The sequence below is a fragment of the Aeribacillus sp. FSL k6-2211 genome, assembly GCF_037966125.1.
GTDB lineage: Bacteria > Bacillota > Bacilli > Bacillales > Aeribacillaceae > Aeribacillus > Aeribacillus composti.
This window is the reverse complement of the sequence record NZ_CP150190.1, coordinates 1,793,059-1,817,326: the sequence shown is the minus strand read 5'-3', so window position 1 is coordinate 1,817,326 and position 24,268 is coordinate 1,793,059. Positions and strand designations below refer to the sequence as shown.

Sequence of the window (24,268 nt, the reverse complement as noted above, 5' to 3'; positions counted from 1 at the left end):
AGTTGATTTCACGGTATTGGATCCCCTTTTCATGTTCAGTAATGCTGATATATCAGCATTTCTTGATTATTGAATTCCAATGGATGTATCCTTTTGGGGCAATCCCCTGATTTTATTTTGCATTGATATGTATGGCATTTTTCATACATAATTCAGGCAGCTGCTCTTTTTTCATAACAAGACCGAGTATTGACAAACATATTTCTTCCCATCCAGCCTCTCCTCTCACATAAAAAATGCATTTCTTCAAAAAATCATCCGTTTTTAATTGGTGAAAAACCGCTTTAAGGAGCTCCCCTCTTCCATCTAAAAGACGCGCTTCTTTTAGTTCACCCTTTTTCAAATTGCTTCATATAGTATTCTGGACGATTGAATGAAAAGGAGGATTTTGTTGTCTTGAGTGAATCGTATATTAATGAATTAAAAAAATGGTGTGATGATCTTTATGGAAACATCATTTCAGAACACCTTTTTGCAAGCGAATTCGAGGAAAAAATAATCCGTTTCAAAACAGAGCTGGACAAAGCCGAGTCCGTTTCAGAAAGCGAACTTTATGAACAGGCGAATCAATTGTATGATGAATTCAGATTATTTATTGAAGGTGAAGATGACCGGTCTTTGGCTGTGCCGATAGGACAACATAAGCTCCCTCCTCTTCCCTATCGATACAATGCGCTTGAGCCGTATATTTCAGAAGAAATCATGAGGCTTCACCATTTGAAACACCATCAAAGCTATGTAGACGGTTTAAACAAGGCGGAAATCGAAATGGAAAAAGCACGGAGAACAGGAGATTTTTCATTGATTAAACATTGGGAACGGGAAGCAGCTTTCAATGGGGCAGGCCACTATTTGCATACAATTTTTTGGAATGTCATGAATCCAAAAGGCGGGGGCAAGCCAAAAGGTGAATTAAAGGAAGCGATCAAAAATTCATTTGGAAGCTTTCAAGCATTTAAAAAGCATTTCAGCGAAGCTGCAAAAGCAGTCGAAGGCGGAGGCTGGGCGATATTAGTATGGTCCCCCCGTTCAAGAAGATTGGAAATATTGCAGGCGGAAAAGCATCAAAACTTAAGCCAATGGGATGTCATTCCTCTTCTTGTATTAGATGTTTGGGAGCATGCATACTACTTGCAATATAAAAACGATCGGCAAAAATATATCGATAATTTTTGGAAAATCGTCAACTGGCCAGAAGTGGAACAAAGATTTCAAACTGCAAAAAAAGTCATTTGGAAGCCATATTGATAAGGCTATTCGAATCGTTTCATCACTTCCGGCAAAATGTCTGGAATATCGCCCGCAAGCATTGATCTTACACCTTTCGTTTTTACAAACAGATCTGCACATAAACCGTGTAAATAGACTGCATTTGCCACAGCTGCTTTTTTGTTCTCATAATAGGACAAAAAAGCAGCGATGATTCCCGTTAATGCATCTCCGCTCCCGCCTTTGCCCAAAGCAATGTTTCCAGTTGGATTGATCATTCCTGTTCCATCCGGAAATGCAATCACTGTATATTGGCCTTTTAAAACCACAATGACATTTTCTTCAACGGCAAATTTAGAAGCAGCTTCGATTCTGTTCTTTTGTATATAGCTGATCGGCTGATCGATTAAACGGCTAAATTCACCCGGATGCGGTGTTAACACAATAGGATGTTGTCTATTTTTCGGATATGTGCGTTTATGTAACGCACCGGCATCCAGCACAACAGGCCAATCGTTTTGTAAGATGGATTGAATGGCTGTTTCGGTCTCTTCTCCAGGAACGATACCTGGTCCAATTGCACATACTGACAGCTTTTCCGGGAATTCACCATCTCCTGCTTTTATAAGACCTTCAAAAAAATAAGTTGCTTCAGGAATTTGCCCGGCGATGGCACCGGCTACAAATGGTGTTGTGCCGATCACAAGCTTGCCAATTCCTGCCCTCATAGCTCCCTTCGCAGCAAGAAGCACACTTCCCGGCATTTCGTCGGAGCCAGCAATTAAATAGCCTGTTCCAAAAGTGCCTTTATGGGAAAAAGACGGATGGTTCGGCCATGTTTGCTTCACATCTTTTTCTGTCCAGACCTTCCATTTCCCTTCTTCCTTCAGGCCGATGGACACAACTTCCTTTTTTCCGTAAAAAGATGAAGAAGGCAGCAAAAAGGCTGATCGCTTATATCCGTGGATGCTGATGGTGACGTTTGCTTTAACCGCTATCGGCGCTTCTCCGGAGTCGGATAAAACTCCTGAAGGAACATCAACGGAAACGACAAAAGCGTTTTGTCCATTAATCCATTCAATGATGTTTTTCACATCATCTCTTAGCGGATGCCTTGCACCGACCCCCAGCAAAGCGTCAACGATGACTTGGTAATGATTTTGTTCATATTCGGCTGTTTCGAGAAAACCGCTGTTTTTATAAAAAGCGAAATGATGCTTCGCTGCTTCACTTTTCGGTGCCCCAAGCGGAAAAGAAAGATCGGCATGGTAGCCGTTTTGTTTTAAATATCTGGCCAAAACAATTCCATCTCCGCCGTTGTTGCCTTTACCGGACAATATTAAAATGCGATCATCTTTTTTTACGTACGAAACAAGCTTTTGAAATAAAGAGCGCCCGGCGTTTTCCATCAACACAATAGAAGAAAGGCCATTTTTTTCTGCCAGATTGTCAATGTTGCGAATATCCTCTTCAGTATAAACGAACACGAACAACACCTCCTCTCAAAAAGGAAAGAAAAAATAAAGGGATGATTAGCTATTTTGCCTCTTCAAAATATTCCTTGTAAAATCCGCCTACTTTTCCGGAATTGTCGATAATAAAATAATACTCTTCCGTTTCGTTCAAGACATCATAAGTTTGTCCAGGTGTCAATACATTATTTACCATATACTTTTTTGCATTTGTATGTAAACATACAACTTTTTTATTCGCTTTTTTGTTTTTCCATGATAGATGATTCATGTTTGCCACTCCTTCATTCGTTCGTTTTCATATGAAAAGAAGAACGCGGAATGCGTTCTTCCTTCATTAGTGATTTACCCTTCCAGCAAGAGCTGCTCTGGATCCTCCAACAGCTTTTTGACAGTTGCCAAGAAGCTGACAGCTTCTTTTCCGTCAATAATACGGTGGTCATATGATAAAGCAATATACATCATCGGACGGTTTTCAATGCGCTCTTCGTCAATCGCAACTGGCCGAAGCTGGATTTTATGCATCCCTAAAATACCGACTTGAGGTCCATTTAAAATCGGTGTTGACAATAAAGATCCGAAAATACCGCCGTTAGTTATCGTAAATGTTCCTCCTTGCAGATCCGAAAGCGCAAGTTTATTTGCTCTCGCTTTTGCTGCAAGATCGGCAATTTCTTGCTCGATTTGAGCAAATGTTAAGCGATCTGCATCTCTTACAACAGGAACAACCAAACCTTCATCTGTAGAAACAGCTACTCCAATATCATAATATTTTTTCAACACAATTTCATCGCCTTGAATTTCCGCATTCAGTAGAGGGAATTTTTTCAAGGCTGCGACAACTGCTTTTGTAAAGAAGGACATAAAGCCTAAACGAACATCATGCTCCTCAAAAAATTGATCTTTTCTCCGTTTGCGGATGTTCATAACTGCTGTCATATCCACTTCATTAAAGGTTGTCAGCATAGCTGCTGTATTTTGAACTTCTTTTAGACGTTTGGCAATGGTTTGTCTTCTGCGGGACATTCTGATCCGTTCCACAGGCTTCTGATCTGCAACCGTTGCCTTTTGTGTTTCTTGCGGTTCTGGTTTTGGTTTATTAGGGGCTTTTTCTTCCGCTTTTGGCGCTTCATAATATGCAATATCTTGTTTGCGAACACGACCGAGCGGATCAGCCGTCGGCACGGCCGATAAGTCGATTCCTTTTTCACGTGCAAGCTTTCTTGCTGCAGGTGTTGCGATTGGGCGCGGTTTGCCTGCAGACTGTTCTTCCGATTCCACTTGAACTGTTTGCTCCTCTAGATTTTGCTCTGGAGCGGCTTCTACTTTTTGTTCTGGCTGAGGGCTGCTTGCCTGTGGAGCTTCACTTGCGCCTTCATCGATGATTCCGATGACTTCGCCAACTTCGACAACATCGCCCTCATTTTTAAATACTTCTTTTAAAACACCAGCATGTTCAGCAGTAATTTCAACATTGACCTTATCGGTTTCCAGCTCAAGAATGTATTCGCCTTTTTCAATTTTATCGCCAGGTTTTTTCAACCATTGAGAAATTGTACCTTCTAAAATGGATTCTGCTAGTTCTGGAACTTTAATTTCAGCCATTTTTTAAATTTCCTCCTCATTCATTCCATGTAAGCGCTTCTGTTATGATTCGGCTCTGCTCTTTTTTGTGAATTGTCGGGTCTCCTTCTGCAGGGCTTGACCGTCTTGGACGTCCAATATATTTAACAGCGAGCTTATCACCCACAATAGATTTTAATTGCGGATATGTGAAAATCCACGATCCCATATTCTTCGGCTCTTCTTGCACCCAGACGATTTCCTGCAAGTTAGGGTATCTTTCTATAATCTCTTTAATTTCTTCTTCAGGGAACGGATAAATTTCCTCCACCCGTACAATATGAAGAAAATCTTTTTGATCTAATTTTTGCAGACCATTCGCCAATTCTATCGATATTTTGCCAGTGCACAAAATTAAACGTTTTACTTTTTCTTTATTTTGACCTAAACCAGGCTGTTCAATAACCGGTTGAAATTGACCTTCAGTCAGCTCTGTAACGTCGGAAACCGTATTTGGATTACGCAGCAAGCTTTTTGGCGTCATAATGATGAGCGGACGCACTTCTTCTTTTGTTAAAATCGCTGCTTGTCTTCTTAACAAATGAAAATATTGAGCAGCAGTCGTTACATTTGCCACCGTCCAATTGTTTTCTGCAGCAAGGGTCAAGTACCGTTCCAAACGCCCGCTGGAATGTTCCGGTCCCTGGCCTTCATATCCATGCGGCAGCAACATGACGAGTCCAGATTTTTGTCCCCATTTTGCCCTGCCGGCTGAAATAAATTGATCGAATATGACTTGTGCAACGTTTGCAAAATCACCGAATTGTGCTTCCCAAATGACAAGCGTTTCCGGAGAAAATACGTTATATCCGTATTCAAATCCCAATACAGAAACTTCAGACAACGGGCTGTTATGAATCGCAAACGATGCTTGAACATCCGACAAACGATGCAGCGGCGAGAAGGTTTTGCCTGTTTTCACATCGTGCAAGACTAAATGTCTATGAGCAAAAGTCCCGCGTTCCGAATCTTGTCCAGTAATTCTAAGCGGAGTTCCATCTCTCAAGATTGTCGCAAAAGCGAACGCTTCTGCAAGCGACCAATCTACTTTTCTTTCTTCTTCATATACTTTTGCCCTGCGTTCTAGAATTTTTTGCAATTTATTAAAAACGGTGAATCCTTCTGGGAAAGTAATTAATTCCTTGTTAATTTTGTCAAGGACATCCACCGGCACAGTCGTGTCGATTTTGGGCAGACCATGGCTGACCGTTTCTGGAATATGAATTTCCTCTTCTTGGTGTTCGTTTTTTGGAACTTTATCGTATGCTTTTTTCAGCCGATCCTGCACTTCTTGTTCAAACTTTCTTGCGTCTTCTAAAGAAATAATTCCATCGCTTTCAAGCTGTTTAGCATATAATTTGCAAATTGTTTCATGTTTCTTAATTTTTTCATAAAGCAACGGATTTGTCGCCATCGGCTCATCCATTTCGTTATGCCCGTAACGGCGGTATCCGATTAAATCAATTAAGAAATCTTTATGGAATTTATTGCGATACAAAATGGCAATATAAACAGCTGCCAAACATGCTTCTGGATCATCCGCATTCACATGAACGATCGGAATTTCGAAGCCCTTGGCTAGGTCGCTGGCATATTTTGTTGATCGAGAATCATGGCTTTCCGTCGTAAATCCAATCATATTATTGGCGATAATGTGGATTGTTCCTCCGGTTTTGTAACCGTTTAACTGACTAAGGTTAAGAGTCTCTGCCACGACTCCCTCGCCAGGGAATGCTGCATCGCCGTGAATCAGCACAGCCATGGATTTGTGAATATCTTGTTCAGGATATCCGCGCACATTACGATTATCTTGGGCTGCACGTGTATACCCTTCCACAATCGGATCCACAAACTCTAGATGGCTAGGGTTGTTCGCTAGCGTGAGCCGTGCACGAACAACATTATGATCTTTAATTTTTCTGTCCGCACCTAAATGATATTTCACATCTCCGGTCCAGCCGTAGTTGATTCCGATTGAACCTTCAGACGGAACCAATTCTTTGTTCGGTGCATGCTGGAACTCAGAGAAAATAAGCTCAAATGGCTTTCCTAACACATGAGCCAACACGCTTAGTCGGCCCCGATGCGCCATTCCGATGTTTATATTTGTCGTTCCGCTTTTCACAGCTTCAGAAATCAGCTCATCAAGCATCGGAACGAGCATATCAACACCTTCAATGGAGAATCTCTTTTGGCCGACAAATGTTTTATGGAGAAAAGATTCAAATCCTTCAACTTCTGTTAATCGCTTCAAAAGAGAAATGCGTTTCTCTTTTGAAAGTGTTTTGAAAATTTTCCCAGATTCCACCATTTCGTTTAGCCATTCATGCTCTTCAAAATTGTGGACATGCTGAAATTCAAATGCAATCGATTTTGAATAAACATCTTTTAAATATTGGATCGCTTCGTACCCGTTGTGTACATGATCAGGAGTATACGGACTCAACAATTTGGCCGGTATTTCAATTAAGTCCTCTTTCGTCAGACCGTATCTTGATTCATTCAAAACATCTTCTTCGTTATGTTTTATCCCCATAGGATAAATAGAAGCATCCAAATGTCCAAATGTCCGAATATCCTCTGCAAACCTTACAGCAGCTGCTACTTTTTGCAGCTTTTCAAACGTATAAGACAAATTTCTGCTTACAGTGGATGAGGAGTTTACATAAGATTGTTCAGTTAGAGCCTCAGGAGCCCCCCAAGCATCAAACATGTTTCTTAATTCTTCATCAACAGAATTCGGATCTTCTAAATATTGTTCATATAAGTCCATGACATACCCTAAATTAGGTCCGTGAAAATCACGCCATGCGATTTTTAAATTTGACGAAGTTTCTTCCATTTTCTTAAAAACCCCCAATGATCACTAATCATTAGAATTCTTCTGCTTTGTTTCCCCACAAAAAATTTTTTTAAATTCTCATCACCATCCCACAAGAAGCAAGCTATATTTTTTTAAATAACCGCTTCCACCGCTATTTTAACACTATTCATCAGATTGACCAATAGTATTTACTTAAAAATTAGCATCTTTATATAATAATTTTCTTGATTTTTTGAATACATGTTGTATTCTGCCATGTTTTGGCGGTTTATTCGATTGTTTTTTGCAGCAATTTTTTCAAAAGCGGGAACAAGACGTCCGGGAGTTCTGTGATATTTTGCACCATGATGCTGTGTTTTCCATAAATCGTTTTCATTACCTTTCTTTTGCTTTCTTCAACTGCTCCGGCGGATAAAAATATGTTCAGCACCTCTATACCGTGCTTTCGAGCATTCATTACGGCTTCATGTGTATCGACAATTCCGTTTTGATCATATCCGTAGGCAGCAGGCTCACCGTCTGAAAAAACAAGAAGAAATTTTTGCTTCTCTTTTCTTGCAAGCAGTTCGTTTGTCATATGCCGGATCGCAAAACCGTCGCGGTTATCTTCTTCAGGCAAAAGCTGCATGATTTCTGGTCCTGAGCTGGAGCTAAGTGAAGTTTCGAAGTTGATTACTTTTTTGAAATAGTTCGGCTGGTTGTTTTCTGTACTGTTTGCCGAGTCTTCCCAAAAACCGACAATTTGATGTGGAACCCGAACGGACTTTAACGTTTCATGAAACAAAATGATGCCTCGTTTTGTTTCTTCCATTTTGTCGTGCATGGATGCAGAGCAGTCGACGAGCAGTGTAAACACCCCGTCAAGATCATTCGCAGGATTCCTTTTTTTGAAAAAAAGCTTCGGGTTTTCATCCGTCCATAGACGCAACAGCTTTTTATTCAATCTGCCGAAATGTTCATCTTGTTTTGGATATGTCTTTTTATGTTCAAGCGTTTTTTGAATGATTCGCTGCAAACGTTTTTTGTACACGATCAATTGCTGCAATTCCTTTTCATACGCAGATTTTTCTGCTTTCTTTGGCATGTTTGCCGTCAGGAAATATGCTTTTGCATGCTTGTTTTCCTTCCCGAGTTGTTGTTGTATTTCTTGCTCTGCTTCTTTTTGCAGCTTTTCATCAGCATTTACTTCGTCATAATAATTGTTTTGAGTCTGTCTAGCTGAACCTTCCACAATCACAAGCGCCTGATCTCCCGTCTCAGTTTGCCTTGCATGTTCATCTATTAAATTCGTTTGCGTTCCTTGTTCTAAATCAAATTGCAAAAAGCTTTTCGTCGGTGTGGATGTTTCACGATGCCATATGGCCATTTTTTCATCATGAAGATCTTCATCGCCCTTTTTTACATTATCCAGTGCATCCTGATTTTGAAGCCGGTCTTTTCGTTTCATGTCGTCAAAAGTCAAGGTATGGAGATCTTTTTCCGATAAATCAGGCAAAATGAAATAAGTATGGATCAAATCTTTTTTCAACACTTCATCCAACAGCCCCATCGTCTTCAGGACAATATCGGAAACTTCTTTCGTGCTATTTGCATCGTATACGTTCATCACTTGTTCCTTCACGAAAGGCAGCAGTTCATCTATTTGGACGCTTATTTCTGGTACATTCAAAACAGGTGATGTGGCCGTAGCCATTTCATACAGGGCCGCAAAGAGCGCATCGGTTGCAAATCCCCGATCAAGGCTTGCTTTCAGCTGATCACGGTAATATTTTTTATAAATATTCAGCCGCTTGCGGAAATAGCGCTTTGTCCCGGGACGATCGCGTTTAACCAGTTCTTCAATCCGGACATCTTCAAGCAGCATCAACAGCTGTTTTGCAAATTTTTGATGATGTAATATCCGAACGAGATCATGAAATGCAGCAATTTGATGAAAATCCGTATAATAATAGCTGCCAATTGCGCGCAAATAAATGTCTGATTTAAATCCTGCAAGCTTGTCTTCTTCCGCACGATCGTTCCAAAAATGGCTGATATAAATTTTTTGTTCTGCTGGATGAAAGTAAGACTGAACGGCAAAAGCGATATCGATATCTCTTCGTTTTGTCAATGTTTGCGCTAAATCGGACAGCTCCATCATTAACATTGAATCTATGATTTCATCATTAAATTTTATATAATGCATCGGATTTCCCTCACTCAAAAACGGTTTCTGCAATGTTCATGATCGCTCTTTTTTCCAGCTCATCATCCAATTTTGCTGCAATGGCCCGTTCAATCGCTCTTAAAGGGGGCAAATAAACCGACAAATCGCAGGCATCGATCAAAGCCCGGATGGAAGCTGCTTCTTCCGAAACCTTCCCGATTTTTACTTGTGTAATAATGTCGCTGGATAATGTGAGAAACTTTTCTATCAGCTTTTCATCTTTTAAAGAAGACTGCTCAGTGAGCACTTGTTTTAACTTTTCATTTTGTACATATGGAACATCAATCACGACGAATCGGTTTTTCAACGCTTCGTTTAACGGAACCGTCCCTACATACCCTTCGTTAATAGCTGCGATGACACCAAATCCCTCTTTCGCCGCCACAACCTCTTGTGTAAATGGATTCGTGATCCGCCTCCGGTAATCTAGCACCCCATTTAAAATTGGCAATGTCTCAGGTTTCGCCATATTGATTTCATCTATATATAAAAAATGCCCTTTTTTCATCGCCTGAATAACAGGTCCTTCGACAAACTCAATGGCTGTTTGATTGCTGGAATTGACAATCGTTTTATATCCAAGCAATGCTTCGGCATCAAGATCAACTGAACAGTTAATGCTGTGCATCGGCTGAGAAAAAAATGATGACAGCGTTTCAGCAAGTTTCGTTTTCCCAGCACCGGTCGGTCCTTTTAACAAAACATTTTTTCCAAGGGCCAATGCCACCAGCGCATCATACAAAATGACTGGATCGTCAGACAAAAAACCGCCTTGTCCAATTAATCTTTGATCTTGATCAGAATGCACCCGCTTTTTGCGAGATTCAATTACATTTATTATTTCTTTTGGCAAATGAAGCTCTAAAGACATCATAAAAATTTCCTTTCTAATCATCACGTTCTTTTTTATATTGTTTCACTACATAACTATATCATATCCTTTTTTAACACATTAATTTTTAAGATTCTTTTGAATTTAAAATATTATAATTTTTACAGACAGCACAAACCATAGACGTGGTTTGTACTACTGGGATTGTCCAGAAAGTCAAAATCCATCAAATCATAAGCATGAATATATCAACGTTTTAAAAAAAGTTAAAGGGGCGTCTATAAGCCCAAAAATCGACTTATTAGACAGCCCCCTATAAATCAATAAATTACAGTAGATGAGCAAAATCACTAACATAAATTTACATCGAAACAAAAAAGGAGACATGAACCCGATTCCTTGGTTAGAATAGATGTGCCAACAAACCATTCACACAAGGAGGTTCATGTCTCATGAATAGATTAGCACATCATCAAGGAATCCACAAGTTTTTCACGATGTTGGGGTTGGCACTTTATTTTTCAAAACCTGTCATGAAGCATCTCGTTCATATCGTGGATGCGATGATCACGAAAGGCTTTTCTGGAACGTTGACCGATCTTCATCATTGGAGCTTTCACCCCAATCATCGAACGACACTCAGCCATTTTTTCACGAAAAGCCCTTGGGATGAAGAGACGCTGCTTGGCAAACTCCAGCAATGGATGCTTCATCGTGTCGAACGGATCGCCAAACAGAAAAATCAACCCCTTTTTGTTTCGATCGATGATACGATTTGCCAAAAAATCAAGCCTTCGTCACGGGCAACGCACGCCATTCAAGGGTGTGATTGGCACTATTCTCACACAGAGAAAAAGTCGATCTGGGGACATTCTCTTGTTTGGCTCATGGTTCATACGATGACCCAGGCTTTTCCCTTTGCGTTCCGCCTCTACGACAAGGCGGCTGGGAAAAGCAAGGGGGAACTCGCGATCGAGATGCTTTCTTCTTTGGATGTACGCCGTCCCGTTTATGTGCTGATGGATTCGTGGTATCCATCGCAAGCGCTCGTGGAAGCCTGTCTGAAAAAAGGATTTCACGTCATCGCGATGCTCAAAACGAACCGGATTCTCTATCCGAAAGGCATCGCCATCCAAGCCAAACAGTTTGCCCGCTATATCGAACCGAACGACACCCATCTCGTCACGGTGGGAGAAGAGCGTTATCGCGTGTATCGCTACGAGGGATCGCTGAAAGGTCTCGATGATGCCGTTGTGTTGTTGGCTTGGAAAGCCGATCAGCCGATGACACCCGAACATCTTCACTGCGTCTTGAGCACCGACCGGGAGCTAAGCGATGAAGAGATCTTGCGCTACTATGCCCAACGTTGGTCGATCGAATGCTTTTTTCGACAAGCGAAAGACCAGCTGAAGCTCGATGGGTACCGTGTTCGTCATCGTCGGGCGGTGAAACGGTATTGGATCTTGGTGCAACTCGCTTATGTGTACAGTATGGTCGAGTCCAACCGGGATTTCTCTACTGGGCTTGATCTTCTCCGAACGAAGAAAGGGCATAGTCTCGTCGAGTTCATTTACCATGCAGCGAAGCAAGATATTCCCATTGATGTTGTCAAAAAACAGCTCCATGTGGCATAAGGGGTACCCTGTTTGTCTCTTTTGGTATGGTAATTATTGTTATGAAAATTGCTCATCTACAGTAAATTATATAGAAATTTATTTATATTGAACTCAACTTTCGCATACCAGTAGCTTAGTTAAAATTTTATATATATATAGATCTTGTAATTCAAATGTATCATTTAACATTTTGGCAACATTAAGAAAGACACCTATTTTCAGACCGTCGAAAAACGGTCCAAGCTACATATCCATGCAGATGTTAACATGTCAAGTTATATATAGGGAGGAATGGATTAATCCAATCGTTTTCTATCTTACCAAATGAAAGACGCCTTTCCGCCATTCCCCCATCTCTGGATGTTGGGAGCTCTGAACAGACAATCTTAATTATCGGAATAAAAAGAACAAATCATTTGATGGAAAAGATGAAGCTTTCCCTTTAACTGATGAATGCCGCTCCGTATCAAGAAAGAGCGGCTTTTCTGATTGGACCATCATTCGTTTACACTTGTCCTGCACCATACGAGCATTTTCGTCGTTGTGATGGCATACAAAATCCGTTGAACACCGAGCGTGCAGATTTTGGATACTAATGCGTCTTTTCAAGCGGCTTTTTAGTCTAATTCACATTCATCGAGAGGAACGACCTTTGTCTTTTTCACGATTTTATAGCCAAACCAAACTGCTAAAAACAATGGCAATCCAATGTAAGAAACGAGAATACCGTACCAGTCGATTGATTCTCCCATAAAGGCCCTGTAGTTCTGTCCCAAAATGACGACCGCGCAAAGTACCAGAGCGAACAGCGGTCCGAATGGAAACCATTTTGCTTTGTAAGGAAGATCACGGAGATCTCTCCCTTGCGCAACATACGCTTTGCGGAAACGATAGTGACTGATTGCAATGCCAAGCCATGCAATGAACCCCGACAAACCAGAAGCATTTAATAACCATACATAGACGATCCCATCCCCAAAAAACGAAGCCAAGAAAGCAAGCGTTCCTAATGAAGCAGTAACCAGTAATGCATTAACAGGGACTCCCCGGCGATTCAACTTAGCCAAAAATTTTGGCGCTTTCCCCTCTTTTGCTAGCCCCCAAAGCATCCGAGTAGACGCATACATACCAGAGTTTCCGGCTGATAAAACCGCTGTTAAAATGACAGCATTCATAACGGATGCAGCGAACGCAATGCCAGCTTTGTCAAAAACGAGAGTAAACGGGCTGACCGTAACATCGCTATTCGCTAGATTTTCATTCGTATATGGAATAAGAAGTCCGATTGCTAAAATAGTCAATATATAAAATAGCAAAATGCGCCAAAATACTTGCCGAATGGCGCGAGGAATGTTACGCTTCGGATCCTCGCTTTCACCTGCTGCAACTCCAAGCAGCTCTGTTCCTTGGAAAGAAAAACCCGCCGCCATAAAAATGCCGAGAGTCGCCATGAAACCACCATGGAATGGAGCGTCGCCGATGGTGAAGTTTTTAAATCCAACCGCTTCACCACCCATAATACCTACAATTATTAAAAAGCTGACAATAAGAAAAATAATGACTGTTATTACTTTAATGAGCGAAAACCAATATTCTGCTTCGCCAAATCCTTTTACGGATAAATAATTAAGCAGAAACATAATTACTAAGCATAAAGCGCTCCATAAAAGTGAAGGACTATCAGGAAACCAAAATTTCATAATGATAGTCACAGCAGAGAGCTCTGCGGCAATCGTAATGGCCCAGTTGTACCAGTAATTCCATCCTAGAGCAAATCCGAGCGCAGGATCGACAAACTTAGTTGCATACGTACTAAACGTTCCAGTAACTGGCATATAAGCTGCCATTTCTGCAAGACTGGTCATCAAAAAATACACCATTATACCAATTGCAATATACGCTACCAGCGCTCCGCCCGGCCCAGCAGTATGAATTGCTCCACCGCTGGCTAAAAACAATCCAGTGCCAATCGTCCCACCAAGAGAAATCATCGTTAAATGCCTTGTTTTTAGCTTGCGTCGAAGCTGGTTAGGCGAAGAATGGTCGGTCGTAGCTGTTTCCTTCTTTTTAATAACGCTTTCCATTGTTTTCATCGCTCCTTTTTTCTTTGTCATGGAAAGGAGCCGGGTGATAATCGAGTAGGAGTGGGTGACTAACCCCCGACCTCTCACACCACCGTACGTACCGTTCAGTATACGGCGGTTCAATTAAGATGACGCAGAAATTGATATCTTTCGAATAGACTTCTTAACCCTTGTCGACTCCAGTAGGAGTTGTCGAGGGTTTTGTGTAGAATGGGACTGCAGGCAATCCGACAGTATTTCTTGCGTATTACCCCACTCGAATGGCTTATGCGTTGGAACACTTAATCCTCTGAGTTTCCGAATTTTTGTTTTCGGCGTTTTCCACTCTTTCCATAAACACATTCGAAGTCTTCGTCTGATCCATTCGCCAAATTCTTTGAACTTACTTGGTGTATCTGCCAAGGTAAAATAGCCGCACCATCCCCTTCTGTTAAGCTAACTGCTCTTCTGCCTTTGCAGCTCGGGACTTTCACCCTAGAGATTACACCCATGCTGGGCGCACCAAAAAAGCCGCCGAAGGTGATTCGGCGGCAATACAAACATTACCCGTATCAACCCTTCCGTGAAGATAGCGCTCCACGGCTGCTTTTCTTCAGGCAAACCGTGACAGTGCTGCCCCTGTTCGGTGGCAACCCCAGTCCGCACATCCAGAGAAATGTGCGAACTTCGGCGGCTTTCCCTTTCCAGCGAAGTCTTCAATGTTCTCTGCATCTCGTTCGCAGTACTCATAAAAGCCGCAACCTCTACCTCATCGGGTGAATGAGGATGCTATTTATTTAATTCCATAATGATTATAAAACAATTTTTGTGCAAAAACAATATCTATTTGCACCTCGATTGAGACAAGATTTTTTCGTATAGATTTTTTTTAAATCCAACCATTGCTTTCAAGGGATGATCAATCGGTCTACCAGATGATTGTTGTAGATAGAAGACATGGTTTCTCGTGATGACTTCGATCTTTTGTTTAAAAATGATTTTAAATATGGTTCTTACGAATTTTTTTATAAAAACGAGTAAGGGTTGAAAACAAGTTTATATTTGTTATTTCGCAATAGTTATCACAATCGATAAAGCACCTGTTTCTCTAACAAAAATAATCCAGCTCGTCCGCAAGTCACTCGTTTTATTATTTGCAAGCGATTGATTTGACCCTCAAGCAGACCGATGTTTTAGGGGGAAGTAAAGCATTCTTTACAGCTTGGATATCACTTCTCAGCCTAAAAGCATAATAATATAATGGTGTTTTTTGCTGGTTAATTGTTCACAAATCCTATGTAAGGTGGTAGAAGTACTGTAACCAAAACAAAAAGCCATCATGTTATTTTATTAATGATGACTTTTTGTTAAATTTCAATATTTTGATTTTTTATTATATTTTCAGCTTCTTCTTTTATAATTCCAAGAGATAAACACTGCAATAAATTTTCATCAATTAATTCCATTCTTTCATCTGGAATTTTATCATATTTTGTCAGCAATAAACTTTTATGTATTGTCATAATCTGACTTAAATCTACATATCTTTCTATATTTCCTTTGGGAATATATGTGAAAATTGGATGTTCATCATAAATTAACTTTTCATACCAATCTTTAGATTTTTCTGATAATTTAATAGTATTTATTGGAGCAATTAAAATATATTCAAATTCTTCATTTTGATTTATTATATTATTAGTTACAATAATTACTTTTCTTGGCTTAATAGTAACAACAACTTGTTGTTCTCTGGCTCTAGGTCTTCCTTCAATTATTTCTGGAGAAAAATTACCTATTTGATCAACTATTTTTCCTTCTAATGGATTGTTTTTATTAGGAATGAGCATTTTGCAAAATTAGATTTTTTGGATAAAAGTATAAAAAATAAAGCACTCGACAAATAGCTACCAGCATGTTATTTTACAAAATATTACAATAATCTTGTTTTCGGGCATACCTACAGAATTTTTCACATTGAATTTTTTTAAGCGGCTTTCTTCCCTTTATTTTCCTTTGCCATCGCTAGCGCTGAAACAAGTAATACAATAGCGTTCAGGTAAATATGGGTCTTTACTTTTTCAATTCCCCATACATGTAGGGAGTTCGCCGTAAGGTAGCTTTTCATTCTTGAATTACAGCGTTCTACACTTGTCCTCTCGTTGTAAAGCTCTTTCCAACGTTTTGTATCACGGTGCGGATTGGAATATCGGCGCACATCCTTTTTGATGTCGACTTTTACCACCATTCCATAGTTGGAAGATGAACAGGCTGCCATTCCTAATGGGCAATCCACTTTGCCGGTTGCGTGAGGACATCTGAACTTGAGCTGGTCCTTATCAGCTCCCCAATAAGTCATTTCATAACCCATGGAACAACGCGGAGTTCCATTGGAAGAAATCCCTTCAGGAGGCTCTTTTTCGTTGCGCAAATTGAGCGGGATAATGGCTTGCGCTCCAATGTTTTTGGCTGATTCATAGTTTTTTAGTTGGTCATATCCGCCATCCATGATCAGAAATTCAATTTTGGATTTGGTACGCTCTGCCACTTGCTCTATTAATTCTGGTGCGACTTCTCCATCGTTCACATGGGCAGGGGTTACTTTTATGGCTATTGGCAGTTCGCTTGCGGTATCGACTGAAAGATGCATCTTATAGCCAAACCAGGTAATTTTATTGCCGAAGGAATCATATTTTGCGCCCCAATTGGCATTACCCGTTTGTTCACTACGCTTTTTGGGCTGTTTCTTTTCATAGGCATCAATGGCGGCACTGTCGATGGCCTGGTGGCTGCCGTCAATTATTCCTTCCTCCTGAGCTAACTGTACCAAGTCAAGGAAGATCTTTTCAGCCAGCTTTTTTTTGGTAAGTGCCGCAAAAACCCGGCTGAGAGTGGAGATAGACGGTGCGGGGCGATCAATCGATAAACCGCATTGATAACGGAAACGAAGGTCTTTATCCAATCGATGATGAAGGGCGGTAAAGGTGTCGATGCCTTCGAGTGGGGCAGCGATGAGAGCCCTTAGAATCCCTTCTCTGGAATGACCGTCAGCCCCTCGGGGTGAAGAACTTCTCAACTGTTTAGCATAAGGGCGTAAATCAAGCGAGCTAAAAAAGATAGGTAATTTCTCTTTTGACTCTAATTTTTGCAGTTCTTCAAAGGAAAATAGGCTTTCTTGTAGAATATACAAAGTGACTTCCTCCTTTTGAATTTTTGTGGTTTCGTCACTTCAAAAATTCTACATTTTAGGGGTGAAGTCCTTTTTTATGTCTTTGAAATCCTTATGGCTCTTGGGTCAAAAAATATGCAAAATGCTCAGGAATAAAAAACGAAAGAGGTCTTTTTGTATCTGACGGATAAAGGATGGCAGCTTCAAATTCATAACCTCTTTCAATTTGTTTCCAGTTTTCTTTATTTAAAAAACCAGTCAATTTATTTACCTCCAAATAAATCCCTATAAGTTATTTTTGAAATTCCTCTTGTGTTTTTACTTACTTCATTTGCTTCTTTCCAATCTTTTTTAGATAAATTTAAAAATTTATTTTTTGTGATAATAGGCTTTTTAAGTTTATTCTTATTAGTAGCTGCTAACATTTTTTTATCATCCTCTCGACACATATACTACACCTCCTCAGATGCAGTATATGCAAGTTTTAGCTAAATTATATCATATCTACATATTGAAATGATATTATTTTTATTCATGTATATATTAAAACTAGGTAGACGTTGCGGAAAGAGTGGCAAAACACTTAACTAGAGCTGATCAGACCATAGCAGATCTAGCTAAAAATAAACTCTACTAATTTCTTCATTTTCACCAAAAAATCTAACCCAATCACACAATATTATGTACATCCAATCACTCTACCATTCATGTTTGTTAACAATAACTCATCCATCCAAACCATATCATCATTTACATTATATTATAGTATGCTTTCATAAACTCTAGTACTTCATTGATTGAATTTACATCTATTGAAACATCTGTTGAGTGTCGTTAAATAGACATTAAATAAATTTTTCAAAATATCACTAAAACCTTTTAATTTTACTAATTTCTTAAAAATAGTACCGAAAAGTACGTTATTATTAATAATCTTTTACTAGAAAAAACTTATATTTTTTGTTCAAATTTCATACTCATGCAAAATCCCTATTATAAGGAAGATGGATGTATCGGCAAATTAGACGATTCTATCATTCTTCCGATTAAAAAAGCAATCAGCCAACAAACGGCTGATTGCTTCATGTTTCTCATTCTCGCAAAATATAATTTTAAAAATAAGATCTGGCTCCTAAATATCGATCATTCCAATATTTTTGGTTTAAATTCGATATTTGCACGCCACTTGATCCGGCATGAATGAAATCCCCATTTCCTAGATAGATTCCCATGTGGGAAGGACCTTCTTTATATGTTGAAAAATATACAAAGTCTCCGACATCTGGTGAACTTACTGGTTTCATCATGTTCCAATAACCGGCTGTACTTAACCGAGAAACGGATGTCACTTTGTTTAATACATAGTAAACAAATCCGCTGCAGTCAAAACCAGATGGCGTATTTCCGCCCCATCTGTACGGAACTCCAACTAATTTTTTGGCTTCTCGAATCATTACTAAAACTTTGCCGTTTTGAGTAGATGAATCAGAATTCGTTTTTGTACCGGAATTCACTTGACGTGCACTATCGGCTGAAGAGCCTGACAGCTTCAATACTTGGCCGGGGTAAATAACGTCAGATGAAAGGTTATTCGCAGCTTTTAATTGATTGACGGTTAATTTAAATTTTACAGCAATTTTCCATAGAGAGTCGCCTTTTTGGACGGTATATGTATTTTGTGAACTTGCTTTATTTGAAGTTTGTGAGGTTTGTTTGGGCGCCTGCACCTGTTCTTTGGCGCTAACCTTTTCGCTAGATACAGCTTGGCTGGATCCAGATAGTTTTAACACTTGGCCAGGATAAATTAAATCGCTGGTTAATCCGTTCAGCCTTTTTAATTCGCTGACAGACGTTCCGTTGTTTTTGGCAATGCCCCATAACGTATCACCTTTTTTCACTGTGTATGTCGAACCAGTTTGTTTAGGAGCCGCCTCTGTTTGATTATTAGTAGTTACTTTCGCTTTCGGAGAAGACGATGCTTCTGAAGGAATATTTAAAACCTGACCTATGTATATTGTATCGCTTGTAAGTCTATTTGCTTCTTTTAACTTTACAACAGTAGTATTATATCTTTGCGAGATTCCCCAAAGAGTATCCCCGGCTTCTACTCGAATCGTTTCAGCGGAAGCGACTCCTGCGAAAACCGAAGATCCAAGAACCGCGGATGTCGTTAATCCCAACACTTTTTTCTTCATACAGCCTTTCCTCCTCATATGAGACATCCTATGTTCGTTTATCGTACAATAATATTTCTTACTTATTATATCGACAACTTTCTTCATATTTTACTATATTATAAGATAAAATTCATCATTTTTTCAAAAAAGAGGATGATAGACCTGTATTGTAAATATTTTCAAAGCAGCCTATTCGATCGTTTATTTTTCATCATCAAATGGGTAAATCCAGAACGTTTCTTTATGAAAAAATTGTTGAAATTGAGGGAGGTCTTTTCCTCCTTCTTCTATTTTTTCTACGATGGAATAAGTTTGCGATCGATGAGCCTTCAATGCCTGTATTTTTATATCTGCAACTTCAGATATATCGATTTCTACATCCGGCTCGCCTATATGTTCAAATCGATCGTTTGAAAAAGCTATGCAATAAACGGTTGGACGCTCCTCCCTTTTCAAGCGTTTCACCGCACGAATAACCGCCTCGCCGCAAGCGTTGTGATCTGGATGAACAGCATAACCAGGATAAAACGTGACAAGAAGGGTCGGTTTGACTTCCCGGATGATCTGTTCAAAGTGGTCTGCCAATTTTTCTTCATCTTCAAATTCCAATGTTTTATCCCGATAGCCGAGCATTCGTAAATCGTTTATATTTAAAATTTTTGCGACCTGCTCCAATTCTTTTTTTCGAATATCTTTTAATGTCTCCCTATTGGCGATTAAAGGCTTTCCCATGCTGCGGCCCATTTCGCCTAAAGTGCAGCAAGCATACGTGACAGGTACGTTTGCTTTCCGTTTTAAAGCGATCAGTCCTGCTGCTCCGAACGATTCATCGTCGGGATGAGGCAGGATCACTAATAACCTCTCTTCCATTTATTCCTCTCTCCTTTTTAAGAAAATGGAGTTTCACTAATTTGTAATGCAATGGCAAGCTTTCCATCTCGATCGTGGCCGGCCATGAGAAGGCGATTTTGTTCATCAACGGTATAATCGGTAAGACCTTCAGCATACACCCAGCCTTCCTCTGTTTTTAATCCGACACGGTATGGTCCTGTTCCTTTTATTTTACCTTGTGAAAATGTAATTTTTGCATTTCGGACAAACGCGACAATAGTCATGCTGTTTTGATTGTGGTGTGAAGTATAAGCACCGGTTGTCGTTTCAAGATGAATATACACCTCTTTATGTAAAAAAGAATCAATGATTTTTTGAACCCTTATCGGATCAATCGGTTTCAAAGCTTCCACCTTCTTTATTTTGTTAAGATTTTCTCATACATCTCCATATGCTTGCTGATTAATTCAAGCTTCTCTTCCGGTGAAATGTCGGCTGCTATAATGCGTTTCAGCGCATCTAGTAATTTTTTATCTGGACTTTTTCTTACTCTAGGGTGAGTCATTTCATCGAGGAGTTCTTTTTTAATCGCCTCTTCCAACGTTTTTTTCTCATCTGACCCTACTGAAAGAGTTCGGTTTGACCAAAGTTTTCTGTATGCATGAAGAAGTTCGTTATCATTCACATTTATTCACCTCGAGGAACCTGCTTGCATGAGGTTACTTTGAGATTCTAGTCTTCCATATCGTTTTGAAAGAAGGTTCACTCATTGTAAAAATGATGATGCCTGTCCAAATGCAAACAAAGGTGATCAATTCTACAACAGTAAACGGCTCGTGGTAAAGAAAAACGCCGAGAAAAAAAGTGATCGTTGGCGCAATATATTGCAAGACTCCGAGAAAATACATCGGAATTTTAGGCGTACCTTTCGCAAACAGCAATAAAGGGATCGCCGTAATGACGCCTGTTCCCATTAGAAGAAAGTTGGTCGATGCATCCCATTCAAAAAAAACACTGCTTCCTAACGATTCTAAGTATAGCACATAAATGATTCCAATTGGAAACACAACAAACGTTTCAAGCGCCAGACCAAAAGCAGAATCTAATTTTATCACTTTTTTAGCCAGTCCATAAAACCCGAATGTACTCGCAAGAATAAGCGATGTCCACGGGACATGGCCATAATGGACAGTTGATATGAGCACTCCGAAAGCCGCAAACAAAAACGCGGTCTGCTGCCCTTTGTTTAATTTTTCATGCAAAAAGATCATTCCTAATAGTACGCTCACCAATGGATTTATGTAATAACCAAGACTTGTCTCAAGTACACGGTCATGATTCACCGCCCAAATATAAACAAACCAATTGGCGCTGATTAAGAAGGATGAAAGAGCCAACGTTAACAAAATCTTGGGTGATTTAACGATTTTTGTGCACTCATATAAAAAATCAGCAAATCGTTTTTGGAACAAAAGCAACAGCAACACAAAAACAAAAGACCATATGATTCGATGAGCCAAAATTTCCTCAGATGACACATGGTCTAATACTTTCCAATAAATAGGGAATATCCCCCATAAAATATAAGATAGACTAATATACATGATTCCTGATCTCATGCTAGATCATCTTCCTTCCCATATCACACATTATATTCTGTTTCGATCGCTTTTTCCAAGAAATTGTTTTGAACGATCTTTCCGCAGCAGTCATATATTACAATGTAACAATTAGGGTCGAAGAGGGATGTGTGAGCAATGAATCTTTGGAAAAACATGAATGCCGGACATGTTGAACAATATATTCAGGAAGTAATGAAGCAAGCGTTTGGTTCACACTATACGGAGCAATTCCCATTCACCAGTCCTTTTCCTATTATGAATCATAAAGAAGCTCCTCCTTCACCTGAATTTTATGAGACAGATGAATTTATCTATATTAAACTTCCGATGAATGATGATTTAAAAAAAATGATAAAAATCCAGCATAACCAACATCATTTGCATCTTATGAATTATCCGGAAAAAAATCAACAAAAAAAATTTGTATTTCCTGCACCTGTGAAAAGAAAAGGGACAAAAGCCGTATTTTCTGACGGAATTCTTGAAATTAAATTCGTGAAATTAAAAGATCATCATTATACGGAAATTGATCTTTTCCCATCTGAGTAAAATGAGGCCGGTTTTGTTAACCAGCCTCCACTCATCCAATTTTCGTATGGATAAACTCCGCACTGCCAAAAGGGATCTTCAACATATTCCTGAAACTGAAGATGAAATGCAGACAAATCCGATTCCGCATTTTACTTTAATCCCTTTTCATAACACCAATTCAAAAATATCGAAGCGAACGTTCGCCGCATTATATGAAAGCTCAACAAAAATGAAATGAAAATGTCAGAACGATAGGGAGGTCTATGATTATTAAATTTTCTAAAATGAAATGAAAAGTGGAGAAGGTAGGCAAGAATTTAAAAGCAAAATATTTGTCACTTGCCCTTTTTTATTTGCGATCACTTTACATATATTTGGATGCCTTAGTTGTATTAGCAATCATTCCCTCTTGCTTCATCGTATAGAAAAAATCAGTTAAGTAAAGCTTTTGCAACAGGACTTTCCCTAAATAAAGTCCTTTCAATGTCAACAATATGCTTGAACAAATCTGAAAATAAAGAAGGCGGCCGGAAGACCAAGCCGCTGCTGTCAATTTTATTCCATCTTCGATTTCAATACTTCAATTGCTTTTTTCATTTGGGTATCATTTTTTTCAATTTTTTCTCTTACTAAATCCATCAGTTTGATTGTCGTATCTTGTGAGATTTTCCCCGTTTGTTTTAATTGATGGTCTCTTTGGAAAGCAACAACAGTATTTTTTAATGCTTTATCAAAATATCCGTCCACATCTGTTTTATAGCCTAAAGCTTGAAGCATTTTCTCAGCTGTTTTCACTTCTGTTGAAACGTCGCCTTCCTGCAACGTTTTTTCCGGATTTAAATATGGTAAATGAGCATATTCAGGCAAAGTCACTTTATATTGAGGTTCTATTCCTTTTTCGTGAATCCATTTGCCTGAAGGTGTCAGCCATTTGGCAATCGTATATTTCATCGACGAACCGTCTTCAAACGTTTTAGCGCTTTGAACGGTTCCTTTTCCGAACGTTTTTTCTCCTACAATCGGAATTCCCTCCGATTCGTTCAAAGCCGCGGCCATAATTTCGGCTGCGCTGGCTGTTCCATTATCTGTGATGACTACGACCGGAACATCAACGATTGGTTGATTTTCCGCTTTATAAATATCCTTTGATCCGTCTTTTGCTTCAACTTGCAAAATCTTTTTGCCTTTGTCTACAAACATATTTGACATCGTTATGGCTTGGTCCATCAGTCCCCCAGGATTTTGTCTTAAATCGAGGACAATTCCTTTTACTTTTTTCTCCTTCAGCTCTGTCAATGCATCTGCCAATTCTTTTCCAGTGTTCTCGGAAAATTTTGTGATTTGTATTTTTCCAATTTTATTTTCTACTACTTCACTATAAACTGTTTCAATCGGAATCGTATCTCTTGTAATCGTAAAGGTCAGCGTGCCGACGCCATCCCGTTCAATTTCAAGGCTTACTTTCGTTCCTTTTTCGCCACGAATAAGAGATACCGCTTCATTCACAGACATTCCTTCAACACTTTTATTGTCAACTTTTAAAATTTTATCTCTCGGCTTCAACCCTGCTTTCTCGGCAGGCGAGCCTTTTATCGGTGAGACGATCATGATATAGCCGTTCGTCTCTGTTACTTCTGCACCGATTCCTTCAAAGCTTGAAGATATATTTTCTTCAAATCCTTCTGATTCTTTCAAATCCATATATGACGTATACGGGTCGTCGAGAGATTCTACCATCCCTTTGACAGCACCTTCTACCAATTTTTCATCATCTATTTTTTTATAATATTCTTGCTTTAACGTATCATATGCTGAATAAAGCTTCTCAAAACTATCATTTTCTTTTTCAGATGCTGACGTAAAGTTGAGTAATGTGAGCGTAAAACCGCAAGTTATTATGACCGTCAGTACAATTGTGATGAAAAAATTTCGTTTTTTAATATACAACACAACTCCCCCTTTAATCCATCCATTTCATTATGTCCGACAATTACAATATCGTCAAACGATCTATGTGTTTCTGTCGGCAAAGAAATGGCAAGTCAAAACGTTAAATCAACGCTCTTTCATCCTTCATCTCTTGTTTATGAAAA

General features: G+C 39.5%; 21 protein-coding genes, 1 pseudogene and 1 riboswitch. Of the genes and pseudogenes, 3 read left to right on the top strand and 19 right to left on the bottom strand.

Annotated elements, in window-relative coordinates:
• Positions 1–112: 112 nt before the first annotated feature.
• Positions 113–343, bottom strand: coding sequence for a hypothetical protein (locus tag NSU19_RS08835; RefSeq protein ID WP_339199810.1), 231 nt, complete (start codon positions 341–343; stop codon positions 113–115).
• 53 nt (positions 344–396) lie between these two features.
• On the opposite strand from NSU19_RS08835, the gene NSU19_RS08830 reads away from it, so the two are divergent.
• Complete coding sequence (locus tag NSU19_RS08830) at positions 397–1,248, top strand: superoxide dismutase (RefSeq protein WP_339199808.1); 852 nt, start codon at positions 397–399, stop codon at positions 1,246–1,248.
• Between the two features lie 5 nt (positions 1,249–1,253).
• Here the strand turns inward: NSU19_RS08830 and NSU19_RS08825 are convergent, their stop codons facing one another.
• The 6 genes from NSU19_RS08825 to NSU19_RS08800 form a co-directional block, all read right to left on the bottom strand.
• On the bottom strand, positions 1,254–2,696 hold the full coding sequence (locus NSU19_RS08825; RefSeq protein WP_339199806.1) for an NAD(P)H-hydrate dehydratase: 1,443 nt from the start codon (positions 2,694–2,696) through the stop codon (positions 1,254–1,256).
• Positions 2,697–2,745: 49 nt separating this feature from the next.
• A complete protein-coding gene (locus NSU19_RS08820) occupies positions 2,746–2,952 on the bottom strand; it encodes a DUF6501 family protein (RefSeq protein ID WP_063389709.1) in 207 nt (68 codons plus the stop codon).
• A gap of 74 nt (positions 2,953–3,026) precedes the next feature.
• Positions 3,027–4,286 (bottom strand): 2-oxoglutarate dehydrogenase complex dihydrolipoyllysine-residue succinyltransferase, encoded by a 1,260-nt coding sequence (gene odhB / locus NSU19_RS08815; RefSeq protein ID WP_130157576.1) that lies wholly within the window; start codon positions 4,284–4,286, stop codon positions 3,027–3,029.
• 16 nt (positions 4,287–4,302) lie between these two features.
• A complete protein-coding gene (gene sucA / locus NSU19_RS08810; RefSeq protein WP_063389707.1) occupies positions 4,303–7,146 on the bottom strand; it encodes a 2-oxoglutarate dehydrogenase E1 component in 2,844 nt (947 codons plus the stop codon).
• A 250-nt stretch (positions 7,147–7,396) separates the two neighbouring features.
• Positions 7,397–9,313, bottom strand: a complete 1,917-nt coding sequence (locus NSU19_RS08805) for a hypothetical protein (RefSeq protein WP_339199805.1) — start codon at positions 9,311–9,313, stop codon at positions 7,397–7,399.
• Positions 9,314–9,323: 10 nt separating this feature from the next.
• The gene (locus NSU19_RS08800; protein ID WP_066250323.1) at positions 9,324–10,205 is read right to left on the bottom strand and encodes a MoxR family ATPase; all 882 of its coding nucleotides are present in this window, start codon (positions 10,203–10,205) and stop codon (positions 9,324–9,326) included.
• Positions 10,206–10,618: 413 nt separating this feature from the next.
• Here NSU19_RS08800 and NSU19_RS08795 point away from each other — a divergent pair, with 413 nt between their 5' ends.
• A complete protein-coding gene (locus NSU19_RS08795) occupies positions 10,619–11,800 on the top strand; it encodes an IS701 family transposase (protein ID WP_339197155.1) in 1,182 nt (393 codons plus the stop codon).
• Positions 11,801–12,399: 599 nt separating this feature from the next.
• Here the strand turns inward: NSU19_RS08795 and NSU19_RS08790 are convergent.
• The 11 genes and pseudogenes from NSU19_RS08790 to rarD form a co-directional block, all read right to left on the bottom strand.
• Positions 12,400–13,866, bottom strand: a complete 1,467-nt coding sequence (locus tag NSU19_RS08790) for an amino acid permease (protein ID WP_339199804.1) — start codon at positions 13,864–13,866, stop codon at positions 12,400–12,402.
• Between the two features lie 119 nt (positions 13,867–13,985).
• Positions 13,986–14,301 (bottom strand): annotated as a pseudogene (locus tag NSU19_RS08785) (group II intron maturase-specific domain-containing protein); the annotation flags it as partial.
• 126 nt (positions 14,302–14,427) lie between these two features.
• Positions 14,428–14,620, bottom strand: a riboswitch (Lysine riboswitch).
• A 592-nt stretch (positions 14,621–15,212) separates the two neighbouring features.
• A complete protein-coding gene (locus tag NSU19_RS08780; RefSeq protein WP_339199802.1) occupies positions 15,213–15,695 on the bottom strand; it encodes a type II toxin-antitoxin system PemK/MazF family toxin in 483 nt (160 codons plus the stop codon).
• 137 nt (positions 15,696–15,832) lie between these two features.
• A complete protein-coding gene (locus tag NSU19_RS08775; protein ID WP_339192838.1) occupies positions 15,833–17,035 on the bottom strand; it encodes a transposase in 1,203 nt (400 codons plus the stop codon).
• A 91-nt stretch (positions 17,036–17,126) separates the two neighbouring features.
• Positions 17,127–17,276 (bottom strand): hypothetical protein, encoded by a 150-nt coding sequence (locus tag NSU19_RS08770; RefSeq protein WP_339199801.1) that lies wholly within the window; start codon positions 17,274–17,276, stop codon positions 17,127–17,129.
• A gap of 1 nt (position 17,277) precedes the next feature.
• Positions 17,278–17,463 carry a hypothetical protein gene (locus NSU19_RS08765; RefSeq protein ID WP_094245675.1) on the bottom strand — a complete coding sequence of 62 codons (186 nt, stop codon included), beginning with the start codon at positions 17,461–17,463 and terminating at the stop codon, positions 17,278–17,280.
• A 663-nt stretch (positions 17,464–18,126) separates the two neighbouring features.
• The gene (locus NSU19_RS08760) at positions 18,127–19,209 is read right to left on the bottom strand and encodes a LysM peptidoglycan-binding domain-containing protein (RefSeq protein ID WP_311067245.1); all 1,083 of its coding nucleotides are present in this window, start codon (positions 19,207–19,209) and stop codon (positions 18,127–18,129) included.
• 183 nt (positions 19,210–19,392) lie between these two features.
• Positions 19,393–20,061 (bottom strand): bacillithiol biosynthesis deacetylase BshB2, encoded by a 669-nt coding sequence (gene bshB2 / locus NSU19_RS08755; protein WP_063389702.1) that lies wholly within the window; start codon positions 20,059–20,061, stop codon positions 19,393–19,395.
• Positions 20,062–20,078: 17 nt separating this feature from the next.
• A complete protein-coding gene (locus NSU19_RS08750; RefSeq protein WP_063389701.1) occupies positions 20,079–20,426 on the bottom strand; it encodes a YojF family protein in 348 nt (115 codons plus the stop codon).
• Between the two features lie 14 nt (positions 20,427–20,440).
• Complete coding sequence (locus NSU19_RS08745; RefSeq protein WP_063389700.1) at positions 20,441–20,707, bottom strand: hypothetical protein; 267 nt, start codon at positions 20,705–20,707, stop codon at positions 20,441–20,443.
• Between the two features lie 34 nt (positions 20,708–20,741).
• Positions 20,742–21,641, bottom strand: a complete 900-nt coding sequence (gene rarD / locus NSU19_RS08740) for an EamA family transporter RarD (RefSeq protein ID WP_339199799.1) — start codon at positions 21,639–21,641, stop codon at positions 20,742–20,744.
• A 138-nt stretch (positions 21,642–21,779) separates the two neighbouring features.
• Between rarD and NSU19_RS08735 the strand changes: the two genes are divergently transcribed.
• Positions 21,780–22,193, top strand: a complete 414-nt coding sequence (locus NSU19_RS08735) for an Hsp20/alpha crystallin family protein (RefSeq protein WP_063389698.1) — start codon at positions 21,780–21,782, stop codon at positions 22,191–22,193.
• Positions 22,194–22,730: 537 nt separating this feature from the next.
• Here NSU19_RS08735 and NSU19_RS08730 read toward each other — a convergent pair.
• The gene (locus NSU19_RS08730; RefSeq protein WP_232515754.1) at positions 22,731–24,074 is read right to left on the bottom strand and encodes a S41 family peptidase; all 1,344 of its coding nucleotides are present in this window, start codon (positions 24,072–24,074) and stop codon (positions 22,731–22,733) included.
• Between the last annotated feature and the right edge of the window lie 194 nt (positions 24,075–24,268).

Bases quoted from the DNA above. Each gene is read 5' to 3' on its own strand.
- NSU19_RS08820 (WP_063389709.1), bottom strand. From the start codon at position 2,952: ATGAATCATCTATCATGGAAAAACAAAAAAGCGAATAAAAAAGTTGTA.
- odhB (WP_130157576.1), bottom strand. From the start codon at position 4,286: ATGGCTGAAATTAAAGTTCCAGAACTAGCAGAATCCATTTTAGAAGGT.
- sucA (WP_063389707.1), bottom strand. From the start codon at position 7,146: ATGGAAGAAACTTCGTCAAATTTAAAAATCGCATGGCGTGATTTTCAC.
- NSU19_RS08805 (WP_339199805.1), bottom strand. From the start codon at position 9,313: ATGCATTATATAAAATTTAATGATGAAATCATAGATTCAATGTTAATG.
- NSU19_RS08800 (WP_066250323.1), bottom strand. From the start codon at position 10,205: ATGTCTTTAGAGCTTCATTTGCCAAAAGAAATAATAAATGTAATTGAA.
- NSU19_RS08795 (WP_339197155.1), top strand. From the start codon at position 10,619: ATGAATAGATTAGCACATCATCAAGGAATCCACAAGTTTTTCACGATG.
- NSU19_RS08790 (WP_339199804.1), bottom strand. From the start codon at position 13,866: ATGGAAAGCGTTATTAAAAAGAAGGAAACAGCTACGACCGACCATTCT.
- NSU19_RS08780 (WP_339199802.1), bottom strand. From the start codon at position 15,695: ATGCTCATTCCTAATAAAAACAATCCATTAGAAGGAAAAATAGTTGAT.
- NSU19_RS08765 (WP_094245675.1), bottom strand. From the start codon at position 17,463: ATGTGTCGAGAGGATGATAAAAAAATGTTAGCAGCTACTAATAAGAAT.
- NSU19_RS08760 (WP_311067245.1), bottom strand. From the start codon at position 19,209: ATGAAGAAAAAAGTGTTGGGATTAACGACATCCGCGGTTCTTGGATCT.
- bshB2 (WP_063389702.1), bottom strand. From the start codon at position 20,061: ATGGAAGAGAGGTTATTAGTGATCCTGCCTCATCCCGACGATGAATCG.
- rarD (WP_339199799.1), bottom strand. From the start codon at position 21,641: ATGAGATCAGGAATCATGTATATTAGTCTATCTTATATTTTATGGGGG.
- NSU19_RS08735 (WP_063389698.1), top strand. From the start codon at position 21,780: ATGAATCTTTGGAAAAACATGAATGCCGGACATGTTGAACAATATATT.